Genomic DNA, 16,512 nt, shown 5'->3' with positions numbered 1-16,512 from the left:
CGCCTCGCGCACCTGGAGCACGGCGTTGGGCGACGGGGCCACATCGGCCTGTCGCTGGCGCATGTAGTCATAGCGGTTGAGCGTGACTTCGTTGCTCGCGTCCTGTGAACGCAGCACCACCGGCCGCAGGAAGACCATCAGGTTGGTCTTGCTGCGCGAGCGCGACTTGCTCTTGAACAGGTTGCCGACCACGGGAATGTCGGCCAGCAGCGGCACCTGCGATTCGTCGTTGCCGTACTGGTCCTTCAGCAGCCCGCCCAGGATGAGGGTCTGACCATCGTCGACCACGACGGTGGTCTCGATCGAGCTCTTGGTGGTGGTCGGCCCCTGCGCAGAGCTGACGGATTCGACGTCCGACTTTTCCTGGAACACCGTCATGCGGACCGTGCCGCCCTCGCCCACCTGCGGCTTGACGCGCAGGGTCAGGCCCACGTCGCGGCGTTCGATCGTGGTGAAGGGGTTGACCGAGCCGGTGTTCGATGTGGCACCGTTGGTGTACGAGCCCGTCACGAAGGGCACGTTGCGGCCCACCACGATCTTGGCTTCCTCGTTGTCCAGTGCCACCATGTTGGGCTTGGACAAAATGTTGGCGTCGGCCTTGGTCTCCAGGAAGGTGGCCAGCGCGCCGAGGTTGTAGGTGCCGTCGGACATCTTGTGCAGGTACCCGACGTTGAAGCCGCTGAGGCTGGCGACCGCCGAGCGCGACGCGCCCGCCAGCGAGAACAGCCCCGGCACGCCGCCAGACGCCAGGCTCGTGCCGGCGGCCACGATGTTGTTGGTGCCCGTTGCCGCCGCCCACTGGAAGCCCGCTTCCGCCAGCTTGTTCTCGTTGACCTCGACGATCATCGCCTCGATGTAGATCTGCGCCCGGCGTCCGTCGAGCTGGTCGATCACCGAGCGCAGCTGCCGGTACAGCGCGTCCGTGCCCGTGATGATCAGCGAGTTGGTGCTCGGGTCGGCCTGGATGAAGCCGCCCGTGGAGGGCTGGGCCGAGGCCGCCACCGGTGACGTCGCCTGCGCGGAGCCCCCGCTGCCTGCCGTGCCGCCCCCGACGCCGCCGAGACCGCCGGTGCCTGTCTGCGCGGCGGTGGACACCGGGGTGCCCACCGCGCCGCCCGTGCCACCCAGCGTGCCGCCGCCCGTCGTGCCGCCGCCTGCGCCCGGGAAGGCCGCGCGCAGCACCTGGGCGAGCTTCACCGCATCGGCGTTGCGCAGGTAGACGACGTGGATGCCGCTGCCCCCCAGGCCGCTGGTGCCCGGGCGGTCCAAGCGCTGAATCAGGTTGCGCACCAGCCCCATGCGGGCCGCATTGGGCGCGCGCACCATCAGCGTGTTGGTGCGCGCATCCGCCATCACCAGCGTGCTCTGGCCACCGGCTGCACCGGCCCCTGGCGCCCCCGTCGCGCTGTTGTCGGCCAGCTTCTGCACCACCGGCGCCAGGTCGGCCGCAATCGCGTACTGCAGCGGAATCGCCTCCATGTCGGTGGCCTGCGGCACGTCCAGCGCGGCAATCATCTGGCCGATGCGCTTGAGGTTGTCTGCGTAGTCGGTGATGACCAGCGTGTTGGAGCCGGGATTCGCGTTGATCGTGTTGTTCGGGCTGATCAGCGGCCGCAGCACGGCCACCAGGTTGTTGGCGTTCTCGTACTGCACGCGGAAGATCTGCGTGAGCACCACATCGCCCTGCCGCTTGACGGTGCCGACATCGACCGTGCCGGTCTGCAGTTTCGCTTCGGCCTCGGGCACCACCTTGAGCAGGCCCTGCACCTCGACAACCGCGAAGCCCTGGCCACGCAACGCTGCCAGAAAGTTCAGATACGCCTCGCGCGGCGTCAGCGGCTGTTCGCTGTACAGCGTGATCGTGCCCTTCACGCGGGGGTCCACCATGATCTGCCGGTCGGTGATGGCCGCCATCGCGCGCGCCACGCCTTCGATTTCGGCATTCACGAAGTTCAGGGTCACCGAGGGCGGCGCCTTCTGTGCAGCCCCTTGCGGTGCAGCGTGGGCCAGACCGACCGGGAGCAACCCGCCCGGGCCGAGGCCGACAGCCAGGGCCGCGATCCACGCCGTCGCACGGGGACGGGTCAGCAGGTGGGGTTTCTTCATGCCTTATCCGATCGAAATGACAGACCGGTCGCCTTCGCGCCGACCGATGATGTTCAACAAGTTGTCGAGCGCGCCCTGCTCGGCCGGGGTGGCCCGAGCTTCGCCCCGGAAACGGAATCCGCCCGCCCCACTGCTGCCCTGACCACTCAACTGCAGCGCACCATCCAGCGTGGACAGCGCCATCTGCAGTTGGCCCTGTGGATCGGCCTGCACGTCGAGGCGGTACGAGCCCAGCCGGGCCAGCGTCGTGACCCGTGATGAGACGTTGTCGAGTGACACCGACGCGCGCCCCTCCACCCGCAGGCGCCCACGCACCCACTGCAGGGTCAGGGCCTGCGTGTCCAGGCGCAGCACGCCGCCCAGCTCCAGCGTGTTCCACGGCGTGCCCAGACCGCTCAGCCAGGCCGCCGGCCAATGGCCCACGGCACCGGTGTCGCGCGGGAGGGTGGCGCCCGCGTCCTGCAGCAGCACGTTGACCTGCGCGCCGCCCCAGCCCGGCCGGATCTGCACCAGCACCGGCACCGGCATGCAGCAATCCTGCTGCAGCTTCAACTGCAGCCCGCTGAAGGTAGGCCGCAGCGTCCACGTGAGGCGACCGGGCAGCGCACGGGCGTCACGGCTGCCAGCCCCGCCCGTCAGCACCGCCACCGCGTCGCCCTGCCACACCGTGCCGCGCGACTCGGCGAGCAGCAGGCGCCCTTCGGTGCCACTCAGCACAGCCTGCGCCAGCCACGGCGCGGGCGCGCAGGCGACGATGCCCAGCGCTGCTCCGAGCGCGGCACCCCACACGCCCCAGCGCCGCCCAGCCTTGCGCATGTTCTCCCACCGCGCCACTTCCAGCGTGGATTCGAGCCAGCGGGTCGTGAGCGCGCTCGCCCCCTTGAACCAGACGGGACGGCGACGACGGAAGGAGGACAGCCAGGCCATGAAGGGTTCGTCCTGCCGTCAGCGGGCCGCCGGCCCGGGCACCAGGGCCACAACGACGTTGCCGGCGTACTGGCCGGGGCGGGTCTGGTTCAGCGTGGCTTCGAGCGGACGCACGCGGGCGCCCGCCCGGGCCTCTTCCAGCCAGGTCGCCAGAGCTTCGCCCGACACGCTTTCCAGCACGAGCGTGGCGCGGTCGCCCTGCACCATCAAGCGAGCCCCTGGCCCCAGGCGATCGCTGGCCGCACGCAAGGCGGCTTCGGCCTGGGCCGGCGGCACGGGCGGCCGGTTGCGCAGGGCCTGGGCCTCGTCGGCCAGCCGCCGCATCTCGTCGAGCTGCAGCCCGAGCTCGCGTTGCTGCACCGGGGTCTGCTCCAGGGTGCGCCACGCAGGGCGGATGCCGATCAGAACGAGCAGCGCGAGTGCGGCCAGCCACAGGGCGGCGGTGACCAGCCGGCGTTCACGCACCGCCAAGGTGGCCCAGCGGGCCTCCATGGTCTGGCGGAGGCCCTGGAAAGAAGAAGTGTCGATCGAAGCCATCAGAATCCCGTGGTCAGGCGCGCGGCGCGCGACGCACTGTCATGCGGGCAGCGCCCGGGTCCACGTCCAGCTGTACGCCCGCAGCACCCAGGCGTTCGCGCAGCGCCTCCAGTTCGGTGGGGCCCCATCCCGGCGGCGCCGCCAGCGTCAGGCTGCTGCCGTCGTACTGAAGCGAGGCCGCGGGCTGGTCGGCCGGCCAGGCGGTCGCCACCGCCCCCATCAGGGCCTCAAGGTCGTTGCCTCCCGGCTGCCCTGCCGCGGCGCGCAGCAGCTCGGTTTCCTTCTGCATCTGCACCGGCGCATCGAGCACCACCTGCACCTGCGGATGCGCCTGCTTGAGCAGCTGGACCATCTCGGCGCGCTTGCGCTGCACGTCGCGCTGCTGATGCCAGGCCCACAGATTGAGCCCCAGCACCTGCACCACCACCAGCGCAATCAGGCCCGCGCGGACGGGCCGCCACTGCGGGCTCATCACGCGCCGCCACTGATCGCTCAAGGCATGCAGGCCCTTGCTGCGCGGCGTCAGCTCGAACTGCAGGAGGTTCCACAACGAACGCGCCGCCTGCAGCAGGTGCTCGGCCGGCGTCTGCACGATCACGGGCCGCCCGAGCCAGCGCTCGGCCGGCGAGGCCACGGCGGGCGTCGCGAACCAGCGGGCATCGTCCGGCAGGGGATCGGGCAGCAGCGCGCGCGCCATCGAGCCCTCCACCGGCCACGTCGCCACGCCGTCGGGCGACGACCACGTCAGGGCCATTTCGCCGGGGGTCTCGGCGCCTTCCACCCAGGTCTCACGCTCCTGAAAGTAGCCCGAGGCCGGCTCGTCTGGCCACACCGCCGGCACGACCCGGTCAATGCGCACCTTGGCCTTTTCCAGCGACATCATCAGCCCGGTCAGCCAGGTGTGGTCACAGGCCGCCACCCACGTGGGCTGCCCGGCCTTCGCCAACGGGGCGACCGCCAGATGCAGGTCATCCGGATCGTCGAGCAGGGCCTCTTCCAGCAAGCCGGCCAGCGCAGCGCGCAGCCGCCCCGCCGGGGCCTTGGGCAGCGTGACGCGGTGCCAGCTGAGGTCCTGCGCCGGCATCACGGCCACGACGGTCTCGGCCCGCGGCAGCATGGGCGCCGTGCAATGGCCATGGCGCACCACCGAGACACCGTCGTTGCTCAGCACATAGCCGAACTCGCGCGGACCGGCCGCAGCGGGAGACACCTCGGCGGCCTCCTGCTCGGCCTCGGTCCGCAGGCGCGCACGGGCTGGCAATTGAATGATCAGGAGGCTCATGCGGGACTGCGTCGTGAGGGCGAAATCAAAGAAACAGGTCGCACCAGCATAGGTGCTTGCACATTGTAGGAGCGCCGAAATAGCACCCCTTTACGGATTGATACGTGGATGGCAGACGGTCGTCCCACTTCCCCCGCGAGTCAAGGGCGGGTCTGCCCGGGGCCACCGGACGTCTCCAGCCCCGAGAAGCGCGTCTGGTAGCGCACAAGCACATCCATGCCGACGCGCTGCACCAGGTGGCGCTGCTCGATGACGTTGTCTTCCAGCCGGAGGCGACCGCGCACCTCGAAAAAGTCCGAGCTCACCCGCAGCCGCGAGAAATCCATCCCTGTGGTGACGCCCAGCGCCCGCCCCACGTCACCCGTGTCCTTGAACGCGGCCCGCTGGCGAGCCTGGACCAGGCGCTCGGCACTGGCAAGGTCCAGCCGCTCGACCACCGCGGCAATGACTTCCTTGGGCGCGGTGTTGGCGTTCACGCCCGTCGCGTCGGGCAGCACCGTCAGATAGGGGCGCAGGCGTTCGACCGTGGCAGCGTCCAGCCCCAGCCACACCAGCTGGTCGACCGCCTGCGGCATCAGGGCCGCCTGCGTCAGGCCGCTCTCGCCCCCCAGCCTTGCCAGCATCGCCGGATCGGCCGATTGCTGCGCCAGCCAGGCCCGGCGATAGCTGGCCGCCAGCCCATCGCCCAGTGACGACGGCAGCCCCAACGTCTCGCACAAGCGGCGCAGCACGGCCGTTTCCTGCGGGTCGAGCTCGCCGTTGCCGTCGACCACGTTGCGCAGGTTGTAGCGCGAGGTGGCGTCCTCCACCCGGCCCGACAGAAAGGCCTCCGGGGCATCGTCGGTGTTGACGTTGTCCACGGCCAGGAAGGTGGAGAGCCGCGCCTCCGCCAGCGGCGTGGCCCAGGCCTCACCCAGGTGATCGGCGCCACCGTTGCGGGCGTCCTCGCGCAGGATCAGGCGCGCCCAGTCCAGCGCGCCGCTGAGCACCCACATCGCCTGGGCGCGCACCCGTTCGGCGCCCTCCACCTGCACCGCCCGCCATTGCTGCCACACCATCGAGGCCGCAAACGTGGCGACCAGCGTGACGATGACCATCGCCATGAGCAAGGCCGCCCCGCGCTGGGCAGGGCGCGAGGACGGTGCACGAGGGGGTCGGATCTGCATCGCGGCCACTCAGTTGGGTTGTGGCGCCAGCATGACGTCGCGTTGCAGACGGCCACTCTGGCCACTGCCATCCTCAAACACCATCTGCAGACGCACGGCCTCGGGCAGTTGCTGCCGCAGCACCCCCGGCGCGCTGGCGCCCGGGGCCACCACCGGGGCCGCCGCCACATTGCCGGTGGACTGGCAGTTCGTCAATGACCCATTGCGGAAGCAGAACACCTGCCACTGCGCCACGCCGTGCAAGGCCGTCAGCGCGCCAGGCTCGGTGCCCTGCAGCTGATACGTCGTCTGCCACGCCTGTTTCAGTTCGCCCACGCGCACGGCAGGCGGGCTGGCCCAGCGCACCCAGCGCCCGCTTCGCAGCACCCAGGCCACCACCTGCACGCCCGCGGAGTGCCGGCGCGTCAAACGCATCGTGCCGCCGTCGTACTCCAGCCCGGGCACCACCTGGGTGTCCAGCACCTGCGCCATGTCGGCCTCCCACTGCACCATCACCGACTGCAGCCTCAGCGTGCGGCGCAGGTTGTCGTCGGCCACGGTCCGCGCCGAGCTGATCGCATCCAGGCCCTTCCATGCCGTCGCTGCCAGCACCGACAGAATCATCAGGGACACCAGCACCTCCACCAGCGTGAAGCCGTGCGCCCGCGCCTGCACAGCCAGCACAGGGCCGGAACGGGCGGGAGGAGAGCACGGGGAGAAGGGCATCGGAATAAGCCTCAGAAGCGCGGCAGGATGGTCGACAGGCGCACAATGGGCTGATTCGCCTCATCGAGCACCTGCGCATCGACGCGACGGAAGTTGAGGTTCGGTGTGGGTCGGACCACGAGGCGGCCGGGCAGCGTGCGGCCCATCTGCTGACAGGTGAAGTCGCTGTCGCCAACGGGCGGGAACAGGCGCGACAGCTTCATCGCGGTCAACTGGTTCTCGGCGCACATCTGCGCCAGCGTCAGGTCGGTCATGCGCTGGGCATTGACCCCCAAGCCGCCTGCCGCCTTGATGCCCGCCGACAGCGTGACGGCCACGATCGCGAGCGCCACCAGCACCTCGATCAGCGTCATGCCGCGGTTGCAAGCGGGCTCAGCGCGGCGCACCGACTGCCCCTTCATCGCGGGCCTCGCCCGTCACGACATCGAACGGCGACAGCCCGTCGCTGGCCACGACGATCTGCCTGTCCTGCAGGCGCAACACGACGCTCTGCGGCCCGATGACGGGCTCGGGGCCCAGCACGATGCTGCGCGCGCCGATGACCTCGGCCCGGACCTCGCGGGTCTGCCACTGCAGCGGCGGCTGAAATGCCGGCGGCAATCCGAGAAACTGGTAATCGGTGTCGGCCGCGCCCGGCTGCGGCACCCACAACACGGTCAGCGCGCCAGCCCTTGCCTGCGTGCGCGCCGACTCGAGCAAGGCCACCAGCCGCGCGGCTTCTCTGTCCAGCCGCGTGGCAGCCGGATCAGGCAGGGCCAGCGACACCACGGCCGTCGTCAGCCCGATCATCGCGATGACGACCATCAGCTCCAGCAGCGTGAAACCGCGCTGCCGGTGACGGGCCTCACTGCCAGGAGCCGACGTCCGCATCACGGCCTTCGCCCCCGCTCTGGCCGTCGGCCCCGAAGCTGAAGACGTCGACCTGGCCCTTCACGCCGGGGTTCACGTACTGGTAGGCGTTGCCCCACGGGTCGGTGGGGAGCTTTTCCAGGTAGGGCTTCCAGTTCGGCGGAATAGGCGCGGTGGTGGGCTTGGCCACGAGGGCCTTGAGGCCCTGCTCGCCCGTCGGGTAGCGCTGGTTGTCCAGGCGATACAGCTTGAGTGCCTGCATCAGGTTGCCCACGTCGGTGCGCGCCGCGGTCACGCGGGCATCGTCGGCGCGGTCCAGCACGTTGGGCACGATCAGCGCGGCCAGCAAGCCGATGATCACCAGCACCACCATCAGCTCGATCAGCGTGAAGCCGCGCTGCACCAGCCGGGCCGCGGCCCGGCCGCCTTGAGAAATCCTGTGAAACTTGCTCATCTTGCTTTCCGATACACACATCACGCGTTGCGCCGCCCTGTGGCGTGTCCTGGCGTCAGCATGCCCGACGCCATGCGGGGCCCGACGCCGGATGTACCCGGGGTTGCCCCCGCAGTTTCCGGCACGTCCGCCAGGCAACACCCATCATAATGGGCCAATATGGCATCTCGTTTCTTCGCCCTCCTGATGTGGGCCGCGGTGGCGGCCAGCCTGGCCTTCTGGGGCCTGCGTTGGCTGGCGCCGCCCACCGGGGTGCCTGCGAATGCCAGCCCGGTCTCGCTCGACTCTGCCGCCCGCGGCGACCTGCGCCGCCTGCTCGCCGGACCGGCCAGGGCGGTCGAGGCCACGCCCGTCGTGAACGCCTCGGCGGACTTGCTGGCACGCATCAAGGTCCTGGGCGTCGTGGCGCCCCGCACACCGGGCGGCCGCGGCGTGGCCCTGGTTTCGGTCGACGGCAAGCCCCCACGCGCGTTGCGCCCGGGCGACCGCGTCGATGGCGATCTGATCGTCAAGGCCCTCACCCAACGTGGCGTGGACATTGGCCCGGCACAAGGCGACGGGGTCATCACGCTCGACCTGCCGCTGCTACCGGCGCCCGCTGCGGGCAGCCTGCCCCCCGTGAGCGGCTTCTCGCGCGAAGGCGCCCGGCCCGCCAACCCGATCGATGGCCCACCCGCCGCACGCGGCACCCTGGCCTCGCCCGAGCAACAGATGCAGGGCAACGCCATGCCGCCGCCGCCCGTGCCGGCTAATCCGTCCCCCGCGCAGCGGGGGCAACCGGGCGCCGACTCGGCGGTGTGAGCCGAGACGCCTCTGGCTCAGCGCAGGAAGAGGCGGTAGACCGGGTTTCGCGTCTCGTCGACGTACGGATAGCCCAGGCGACGCAGCAGGGCATCGATGCGCGACACCTCGGCCTTCGGCACCTGCAATCCCACCAGAATGCGACCGTAGTCGGCGCCCTGGTTGCGGTAATGGAACAGGCTGATGTTCCAGCCCGGCGGCAGGCTGGTCAGAAAGCCCATCAACGCGCCCGGGCGCTCCGGGAACACGAAGCTGTACAGCCGCTCTCCCTCGGCCAGCGATGAGCGCCCCCCCACCATGTGGCGGATGTGGGTCTTGGCCAGTTCGTCATGCGTCAGGTCGACCGTGGCGAAGCCCTCGCCCTCGAAAGCCTTGGCGATCTTCTTCGACTCGCCCTTCTCGCGCGTCGTCAGCCCGACGAACACGTGGGCTTGCTTCTCGTCCGAGATCCGGTAGTTGAACTCCGTCACGCTGCGCGGGCCGATGGTCTCGCAGAACCGCTTGAAGGAGCCGCGCTCTTCGGGGATGGTGACCGCCAGCAGCGCCTCGCGCTCTTCGCCCACCTCGGCGCGCTCGGCCACGAAGCGCAGCCGGTCGAAGTTCATGTTGGCGCCACAGTTGATGGCGATGTAGGTCTTGCCCTGCCCGCCATGACGCGCCGCATACTGCTTCACCGCGGCCACACCCAGCGCACCGGCCGGCTCGACAATCGAGCGCGTGTCCTGATAGATGTCCTTGATCGCGGCGCACACCGAGTCGGTGTTGACGACGATGTAGTCATCCACGTAAAGGCTGGCCAGGCGCATCGTCTCTTCGCCCACCAGCTTCACCGCCGTGCCATCCGAAAACAGGCCGACTTCGGGCAGCGCCACACGCTCGCCTGCCTTGACCGAGCGCACCATGGCGTCCGAGTCGCTCGTCTGCACGCCGATCACCTTGATCTCGGGCCGTACGGCCTTGATGTAAGCCGCCACGCCCGCAATCAGCCCGCCGCCTCCGATGGCAACGAACACGGCATCGATCGGGCCCGCATGCTGACGCAGGATCTCCATGGCGACCGTGCCCTGCCCGGCGATGACGTCCGGGTCATCGAAGGGGTGGACGAAGGTCATGCCCTTCTTCTTCTCGAGCTGCTTGGCGTGCAGGGCCGCGTCAGAGTAGCTCTCGCCGTGCAGCACGATCTGCACGTTGTCGCCGCCGAAATGCCGCACCGCGTCGATCTTCACCTGCGGCGTGGTGACCGGCATCACGATGGTGGCCTGGCAGCCGAGACGCCGCGCGCCGAGGGCCACGCCCTGCGCATGGTTGCCAGCCGACGCGCAGATCACACCCTTGGCCAGCGCCTTGGCCGACAACTGCGCCATCTTGTTGTAGGCCCCGCGCAGCTTGAAGCTGAACACCGGCTGCTTGTCTTCGCGCTTGAGGTAGACGTGGTGCCCCAGGCGACGGGAGAGCGCCTGCGCGGGTTCCAGCGGCGTCTCGACCGCGACGTCGTAAACCTTGCTGGTCAACACCTTGCGGAGGTAGTCCTGCAACCCCAGCGGGCCGGACGGCGCGGCGGGCGATGCGGCCTTGCGGGCAGACTTGGCGGCAGCCGTCGAACGGCGGGGGGAAGACACGGCTGGACGCGCGGCAGGCATCAGAACACTCCGAAAAAACGCAGGCCCGGGGGCGGGAAACCCCACAGTCTACCCGGGTGTCATCGCCCATCACGCGCGGTCGCGCCATGAAAAAAGCCCGTGGCATGCCACGGGCTCTTGCGTGCACCGCCCGGTGACGGGCGAGCGACGGATCACTTCTTGCGCAGGCGGCGGATGGCGGCCAGCTGGGCGACCAGCTCGGCCAGTTCGCTCTGAGCCCGGGCCAGGTCCAGCTCGCCCTTGGCGGACTGGATGGCTTCCTCGGCCAGACGCTTGGCTTCCAGCGCCTTCGCTTCGTCCAGGTCCTTGCCGCGGATGGCGGTGTCGGCCAGAACGGTCACGCAGTGCGGTTGCACTTCCAGGATGCCGCCGGCCACGAAGACGAACTCTTCCTGACCGTTGTCGGCACGCTGGATGCGCACGGCGCCCGGCTTGATGCGGGTGATCAGCGGGGTGTGGCGCGGCAGGATGCCCAGTTCGCCCGATTCACCCGGCAGGGACACCAGCGTGGCCTCGCCCGCGAAGATCGACTCTTCTGCCGAAACGACGTCAACGTGAATGGTGGACATATCGAGCTTTCAAAAAAAGGTTAACGAGTCTGGCAGCGCCTTGACCGACTTGCGCCTGTGGAAACGCTGCCGTAAGCAAGCAGTCGGGTCGGGATCAAGGCGCCGCGCACAGCCGGACTCAAAGTCCGGCGAGCACGGCAACGCAGAGCCCGGCCCGAATGCGCCGCTTACTGCATCGTCTTGGCCTTTTCGAAGGCTTCGTCGATCGTGCCCACCATGTAGAAGGCCTGTTCCGGCAGGCTGTCGCACTCGCCGTTGACGATCATCTTGAAGCCGCGGATGGTTTCCTTCAGCGGCACGTACTTGCCAGGCGCGCCCGTGAACACTTCGGCCACGTGGAACGGCTGCGACAGGAAACGCTGGATCTTACGGGCACGGGCGACAAGCAGCTTGTCTTCCGGAGCCAGTTCGTCCATGCCCAGAATGGCGATGATGTCGCGCAGTTCCTTGTAGCGCTGCAGCGTGTTCTGCACGGCGCGGGCCACGGTGTAGTGCTCTTCGCCGACCACGTGCGGGTCGAGCTGACGCGAGGTCGAGTCCAGCGGGTCCACAGCGGGGTAGATACCCAGCGAAGCGATGTCACGCGACAGCACCACGGTGGAGTCCAGGTGGGCGAAGGTCGTGGCAGGTGACGGGTCGGTCAGGTCGTCCGCAGGGACGTACACGGCCTGGATCGAGGTGATCGAGCCGACCTTGGTCGAGGTGATGCGCTCTTGCAGGCGGCCCATTTCTTCGGCCAGGGTGGGCTGGTAACCCACGGCGGAAGGCATACGGCCCAGCAGCGCGGACACTTCGGTACCGGCCAAGGTGTAACGGTAGATGTTGTCCACGAAGAACAGCACGTCACGGCCTTCATCGCGGAACGACTCGGCCATCGTCAGGCCGGTCAGGGCCACGCGCAGACGGTTGCCCGGCGGCTCGTTCATCTGACCGTACACCATGGCCACTTTGGATTCGGCCAGGTTGTCCTGCTTCACGACGCCCGCGTCGGACATTTCGTGATAGAAGTCGTTGCCCTCACGGGTACGTTCGCCCACACCAGCGAACACCGACAGACCCGAGTGAGCCTTGGCGATGTTGTTGATGAGTTCCATCATGTTCACGGTCTTGCCCACACCGGCGCCACCGAACAGACCCACCTTGCCGCCCTTGGCGAACGGGCACACCAGGTCGATCACCTTGATGCCGGTTTCCAGCAGCTCGGTCGACGGCGACAGTTCGTCGTAGGCCGGGGCCTTGCGGTGGATGGAGGCGGTCTGAGCCTGGTCAACCGGACCGCGCTCGTCGATCGGGTTACCCAGCACGTCCATGATGCGGCCCAGCGTGGCGGGACCGACGGGCACGGTGATCGGGGCATTGGTGTTGAACACCACCATGCCGCGACGCAGACCGTCCGACGAACCCAGGGCAATGGTACGCACCACGCCGTCGCCCAGAAGCTGTTGCACTTCCAGGGTCAGGACGGAGCCGTCCATCTTCAGGGCGTCGTACACCTTGGGCATCTGGTCACGCGGAAACTCCACGTCCACCACGGCGCCAATGCACTGAACGATCTTGCCCACTGCTTGCGTGTCAGCCATTTTTCGTTCCTTCAATTCAATATTCAGATCAGACCGCGGCCGCGCCGGCAACGATCTCGGAGAGTTCCTTCGTGATCGCGGCCTGACGGGTCTTGTTGTAGACCAGCTTCAGTTCCTTGATCACGTTGCCTGCGTTGTCGGTGGCGGCCTTCATGGCCACCATGCGGGCCGACTGCTCCGAAGCCATGTTTTCAGCCACAGCCTGGTACACCAGCGCTTCGACGTAACGCACCATCAGGTCATCGATCACGACCTTGGCATCCGGCTCATACAGGTATTCCCAGGCATGAGTCTTCTCGCCAGCGAACTCGGTGGCCTTCAAGGGCAGCAGCTGCTCCACCAGGGGCTCCTGCTTCATCGTGTTGATGAAGCGCGTGAAGCACAGGTAGACCGCGCTGAGCTCGCCCGCGGTGTACGCGTCGAGCAGCACCTTGACGGGGCCGATCAGCTTCTCGAGATGGGGGGTGTCCCCCATCCCCACCACCTGGGCGACCACGTTGGCGCCAATGCGGTTGAAGAAGCCGGTGGCCTTGTTGCCGATGGTGACCACGTCGGCCTTGATGCCCTGACCGTCCAGCTCACGGAGCTTGTTGGTCACGGCACGCAGCACGTTCGTGTTCAGGCCACCGCACAGACCCTTGTCCGTGCTGACCACGATGAAGCCCACCTTCTTGCCAGCACTCTGCTGCATGAAGGGGTGGACGTACTCGGGGTTGGCCAAGGCCAGGTTCGCCGTGATGTTGCGCACCTTTTCAGCGTAGGGTCGGGCCGCACGCATGCGATCCTGCGCCTTGCGCATCTTCGAAGCCGCGACCATTTCCATGGCCTTGGTGATCTTCTTGGTGTTCTCGACGCTCTTGATCTTGTTGCGTATTTCCTTGCCTGCCGCCATGGCGTGCTCCTTTAGGCAAAGGTCTTCTTGAACGCGACGATGGCTGCTTGCAGCTCGGCTTCGGCGTCCTTGTCCAAGGCCTTCTTCTCTTCGATCTTGGCCAGCAGCGCGCCGTGGCTCGTCTTCAGGAACTGGTGCAGACCAGTTTCAAAAGCCAGAACCTTCTTGACGTCGATGTCGTCCATGAAGCCCTTGTTCACGGCGAACAGCGTGGCACCCATCAGCGAGATCGACAGCGGCTGGTACTGAGCCTGCTTCAGCAGTTCGGTCACGCGGGCACCGCGGTCCAGCTGCTTGCGGGTGGCTGCGTCCAGATCGGAAGCGAACTGCGCGAAGGCAGCCAGTTCACGGTACTGGGCCAGGTCGGTACGGATACCGCCGGACAGGCTCTTGATGACCTTGGTCTGAGCAGCACCACCGACGCGCGACACCGAGATACCGGCGTTGATGGCGGGGCGGATGCCAGCGTTGAACAGGCTGGTTTCCAGGAAGATCTGACCGTCGGTGATCGAGATCACGTTGGTCGGAACGAAAGCGGACACGTCACCGGCTTGGGTTTCGATGATCGGCAGGGCCGTCAGCGAACCGGTCTTGCCCTTGACTTCGCCATTGGTGAAGGCTTCGACGTAGTCGGCGTTCACGCGGGCGGCGCGCTCGAGCAGGCGCGAGTGGATGTAGAACACGTCGCCGGGGAAGGCTTCACGGCCGGGCGGACGACGCAGCAGCAGCGAGACCTGACGGTAGGCCACGGCCTGCTTGGACAGGTCGTCGTACACAATCAGGGCGTCTTGACCGCGGTCGCGGAAGTACTCGCCCATGGCGCAGCCAGAGTAGGCGGACACGAACTGCATGGCAGCCGAGTCAGAAGCCGAGGCGGCCACCACGATGGTGTACTCCATGGCGCCAGCCTGTTCCAGCGAGCGCACGACGTTCTTGATCGACGAAGCCTTCTGACCGATGGCGACGTAGATACAGGTGACGCCCTGGCCCTTCTGGTTGATGATCGCGTCGATGGCGACGGCGGTCTTGCCGGTCTGACGGTCACCGATGATCAGCTCGCGCTGGCCACGGCCGATCGGCACCATCGAGTCGATCGACTTGATGCCGGTCTGCAGCGGCTGGTCAACGGACTGACGTGCGATCACGCCGGGGGCGATCTTCTCGATGGGAGAAGACAGCTTGGCGTTGATCGGGCCCTTGCCGTCGATGGGCTGACCCAGGGCGTTCACCACGCGGCCGACCAGCTCGGGGCCCACGGGCACTTCCAGGATGCGGCCCGTGCACTTCACGGTGTCGCCTTCGGAGATGTGCTCGTACTCGCCCAGAATCACGGCGCCGACGGAGTCGCGCTCGAGGTTCAGGGCCAGGCCGAAAGTGGGCACGCCAGCGGCGTTGGCGGGGAACTCCAGCATTTCGCCTTGCATCGCATCGGACAAGCCGTGGACGCGCACGATACCGTCCGTCACGGAGATGACGGTACCCTGGTTGCGAATGTCGGCAGCCGCGCCGAGACCTTCGATGCGGCTCTTGATCAGTTCGGAAATTTCTGCGGGATTCAATTGCATTGCTTAGCTCCCAGTCTGGTCAAGGGCTGCACCTTGGCAAACCTCGTTGACGGCAACCGGTGGCACGAAGCCACCGGCGGGGTTGAGCGACTGTTCTTGGTTGAGGCCGGGCTCCGGATCACGCCAGGAGGGCCGACTTCATGCGTTCCAGGCGGGCCTTGACCGAGGTGTCGAGCACCTCGTCACCGACCACGACGCGCACGCCACCGATGAGGCCGGCATCGACCTCCACCTTGGCTTCCAGCTTGCGGCCGAAGCGCTTCTCGAGCGGCGTCACGATGTCGGCCACCTGGGCGTCCGAGATCGGGAAAGCGCTGACGATGCGGGCTTCAGACACGCCCTGGCGGGCTTGCACGAGCGCTTGGAACTGCTCGGCCATCAGCGGCAATGCCGCCAGACGGCCGTTCTCCAGAACGGTACGCAGGAAGTTGGCCACGACCGGCGCGAGAGCCACCTTGGCAGCCTCGGTGAGCACGCCGAACACCTGGTCCTGAGTGACACGGGGGTTGTCGGCGAAGCTCTGCACAGCGGCGTCGCTGGCGACCTGGGCCAGGGCAGCGACTTGCGCCACCCAGGCGGATTGCTCCGCCTCCGGTGTGGCCTTGAACAGCGCTTCGGCGTAAGGACGGGCGATGGTGGCAAGCTCGGCCATGATCACAGCTCCGACTTCAGGCGGCTCAGCAGGTCGGCATGGACCTCCGGAGACACCTCACGACGCAGAATCTGCTCGGCACCCTTGACGGCCAGACCGGCGACCTGCTCGCGCAGGGCTTCACGGGCCTGGATGGCCTGCTGATCGGCTTCGGCCTTGGCGTCGGCTACGATCTTGGCGGCTTCTTGCGAAGCGCGCTGCTTGGCCTCCTCAACGATGGCCGCGGCACGCTTTTCAGCGTCGGCCAGTCGTTGGGCGATCTCGTCACGGGATTGGGCGAGCTGTTCCTGGACGCTCTTGTTGGCATTCGCCAGTTCCAGCTTGGCCTTGTCGGCGGCAGCCAGACCGTCGGCGATCTTGCTTGCGCGCTCGTCGAGCGCCTTCGTGATCGGCGGCCACACGAATTTCATCGTGAACCACCACAGGATCCCGAAGACCACGATCTGCGCGAACAGCGTTGCGTTCAGATTCACGGCTCGGACCTTTCTCGGTTAAATGGGATGTTCAGTCGAGAACGGACCGATTACTTGGCCAGAGCGGCGATGAAGGGGTTCGCGAAGGCGAACAGCATGGCGATACCGACACCGATCAGGAAGGCGGCGTCGATCAGACCGGCCAGCAGGAACATCTTGGTCTGCAGTTCGTTCATCAGTTCGGGCTGACGAGCGGTGGCTTCGAAGTACTTGCCACCCATCAGAGCGATACCGATACAGGCACCGATGGCGCCCAGGGCGATGATCAGACCACAAGCCAGAGCGACGTTTGCCAACACCAGTTCCATGATTGC

18 protein-coding genes are annotated in these 16,512 nt (G+C 67.5%); 1 reads left to right on the top strand and 17 read right to left on the bottom strand.

Features of this window, described 5'->3' with window-relative positions; all coding sequences use genetic code 11:
* The 9 genes from gspD to gspG all read right to left on the bottom strand — a co-directional run.
* On the bottom strand, positions 1–2,106 hold a 2,106-nt coding region (gene gspD, locus Q0Z44_RS05955; protein ID WP_298011223.1), incomplete at its 3' end, for a type II secretion system secretin GspD.
* Between the two features lie 3 nt (positions 2,107–2,109).
* Positions 2,110–3,033: a type II secretion system protein N gene (gspN, locus tag Q0Z44_RS05950; RefSeq protein ID WP_298011222.1), complete on the bottom strand. Its 924-nt coding sequence runs from the start codon at positions 3,031–3,033 to the stop codon at positions 2,110–2,112.
* A gap of 18 nt (positions 3,034–3,051) precedes the next feature.
* Positions 3,052–3,570 (bottom strand): type II secretion system protein GspM, encoded by a 519-nt coding sequence (gspM, locus tag Q0Z44_RS05945; RefSeq protein WP_298011221.1) that lies wholly within the window; start codon positions 3,568–3,570, stop codon positions 3,052–3,054.
* A gap of 13 nt (positions 3,571–3,583) precedes the next feature.
* Positions 3,584–4,852, bottom strand: a complete 1,269-nt coding sequence (gspL, locus tag Q0Z44_RS05940) for a type II secretion system protein GspL (protein WP_298011220.1) — start codon at positions 4,850–4,852, stop codon at positions 3,584–3,586.
* A gap of 140 nt (positions 4,853–4,992) precedes the next feature.
* Positions 4,993–6,018 (bottom strand): type II secretion system minor pseudopilin GspK, encoded by a 1,026-nt coding sequence (gspK, locus tag Q0Z44_RS05935; RefSeq protein ID WP_298011219.1) that lies wholly within the window; start codon positions 6,016–6,018, stop codon positions 4,993–4,995.
* 9 nt (positions 6,019–6,027) lie between these two features.
* Positions 6,028–6,723 (bottom strand): prepilin-type N-terminal cleavage/methylation domain-containing protein, encoded by a 696-nt coding sequence (locus Q0Z44_RS05930; protein ID WP_298011218.1) that lies wholly within the window; start codon positions 6,721–6,723, stop codon positions 6,028–6,030.
* 11 nt (positions 6,724–6,734) lie between these two features.
* Positions 6,735–7,124, bottom strand: a complete 390-nt coding sequence (gspI, locus tag Q0Z44_RS05925) for a type II secretion system minor pseudopilin GspI (protein ID WP_298011217.1) — start codon at positions 7,122–7,124, stop codon at positions 6,735–6,737.
* Positions 7,096–7,593 (bottom strand): prepilin-type N-terminal cleavage/methylation domain-containing protein, encoded by a 498-nt coding sequence (locus tag Q0Z44_RS05920; RefSeq protein ID WP_298011216.1) that lies wholly within the window; start codon positions 7,591–7,593, stop codon positions 7,096–7,098. Before Q0Z44_RS05920 ends, gspI begins: the two co-directional genes overlap by 29 nt.
* Positions 7,568–8,026 (bottom strand): type II secretion system major pseudopilin GspG, encoded by a 459-nt coding sequence (gene gspG / locus Q0Z44_RS05915; RefSeq protein ID WP_298011215.1) that lies wholly within the window; start codon positions 8,024–8,026, stop codon positions 7,568–7,570. The genes Q0Z44_RS05920 and gspG overlap by 26 nt, the downstream gene beginning before the upstream one ends.
* 159 nt (positions 8,027–8,185) lie before the next feature.
* Here gspG and Q0Z44_RS05910 point away from each other — a divergent pair, with 159 nt between their 5' ends.
* Positions 8,186–8,827 carry a hypothetical protein gene (locus tag Q0Z44_RS05910; protein ID WP_298011214.1) on the top strand — a complete coding sequence of 214 codons (642 nt, stop codon included), beginning with the start codon at positions 8,186–8,188 and terminating at the stop codon, positions 8,825–8,827.
* Positions 8,828–8,844: 17 nt separating this feature from the next.
* Here the strand turns inward: Q0Z44_RS05910 and ilvA are convergent, their stop codons facing one another.
* The 8 genes from ilvA to atpE form a co-directional block, all read right to left on the bottom strand.
* The gene (ilvA, locus tag Q0Z44_RS05905; protein ID WP_298011213.1) at positions 8,845–10,467 is read right to left on the bottom strand and encodes a threonine ammonia-lyase, biosynthetic; all 1,623 of its coding nucleotides are present in this window, start codon (positions 10,465–10,467) and stop codon (positions 8,845–8,847) included.
* A 152-nt stretch (positions 10,468–10,619) separates the two neighbouring features.
* Positions 10,620–11,036: a F0F1 ATP synthase subunit epsilon gene (locus tag Q0Z44_RS05900; RefSeq protein ID WP_109037734.1), complete on the bottom strand. Its 417-nt coding sequence runs from the start codon at positions 11,034–11,036 to the stop codon at positions 10,620–10,622.
* A gap of 167 nt (positions 11,037–11,203) precedes the next feature.
* Complete coding sequence (atpD, locus tag Q0Z44_RS05895; RefSeq protein ID WP_298011212.1) at positions 11,204–12,616, bottom strand: F0F1 ATP synthase subunit beta; 1,413 nt, start codon at positions 12,614–12,616, stop codon at positions 11,204–11,206.
* A gap of 28 nt (positions 12,617–12,644) precedes the next feature.
* Positions 12,645–13,508: a F0F1 ATP synthase subunit gamma gene (gene atpG, locus Q0Z44_RS05890; protein ID WP_298011211.1), complete on the bottom strand. Its 864-nt coding sequence runs from the start codon at positions 13,506–13,508 to the stop codon at positions 12,645–12,647.
* Positions 13,509–13,519: 11 nt separating this feature from the next.
* Positions 13,520–15,073, bottom strand: coding sequence for a F0F1 ATP synthase subunit alpha (atpA, locus tag Q0Z44_RS05885; protein WP_298011210.1), 1,554 nt, complete (start codon positions 15,071–15,073; stop codon positions 13,520–13,522).
* 118 nt (positions 15,074–15,191) lie between these two features.
* A complete protein-coding gene (locus Q0Z44_RS05880; protein WP_298011209.1) occupies positions 15,192–15,725 on the bottom strand; it encodes a F0F1 ATP synthase subunit delta in 534 nt (177 codons plus the stop codon).
* Between the two features lie 2 nt (positions 15,726–15,727).
* On the bottom strand, positions 15,728–16,198 hold the full coding sequence (locus tag Q0Z44_RS05875) for a F0F1 ATP synthase subunit B (protein ID WP_109037740.1): 471 nt from the start codon (positions 16,196–16,198) through the stop codon (positions 15,728–15,730).
* A 50-nt stretch (positions 16,199–16,248) separates the two neighbouring features.
* On the bottom strand, positions 16,249–16,506 hold the full coding sequence (gene atpE, locus Q0Z44_RS05870; protein ID WP_058088930.1) for a F0F1 ATP synthase subunit C: 258 nt from the start codon (positions 16,504–16,506) through the stop codon (positions 16,249–16,251).
* Between the last annotated feature and the right edge of the window lie 6 nt (positions 16,507–16,512).

It is taken from the genome of uncultured Aquabacterium sp. (assembly GCF_947366995.1).
Taxonomy (GTDB): Bacteria; Pseudomonadota; Gammaproteobacteria; order Burkholderiales; family Burkholderiaceae_C; genus Aquabacterium.
The sequence above is the reverse complement of the archived record's forward strand: the minus strand, read 5'-3'. Positions and strand labels throughout refer to the sequence as shown.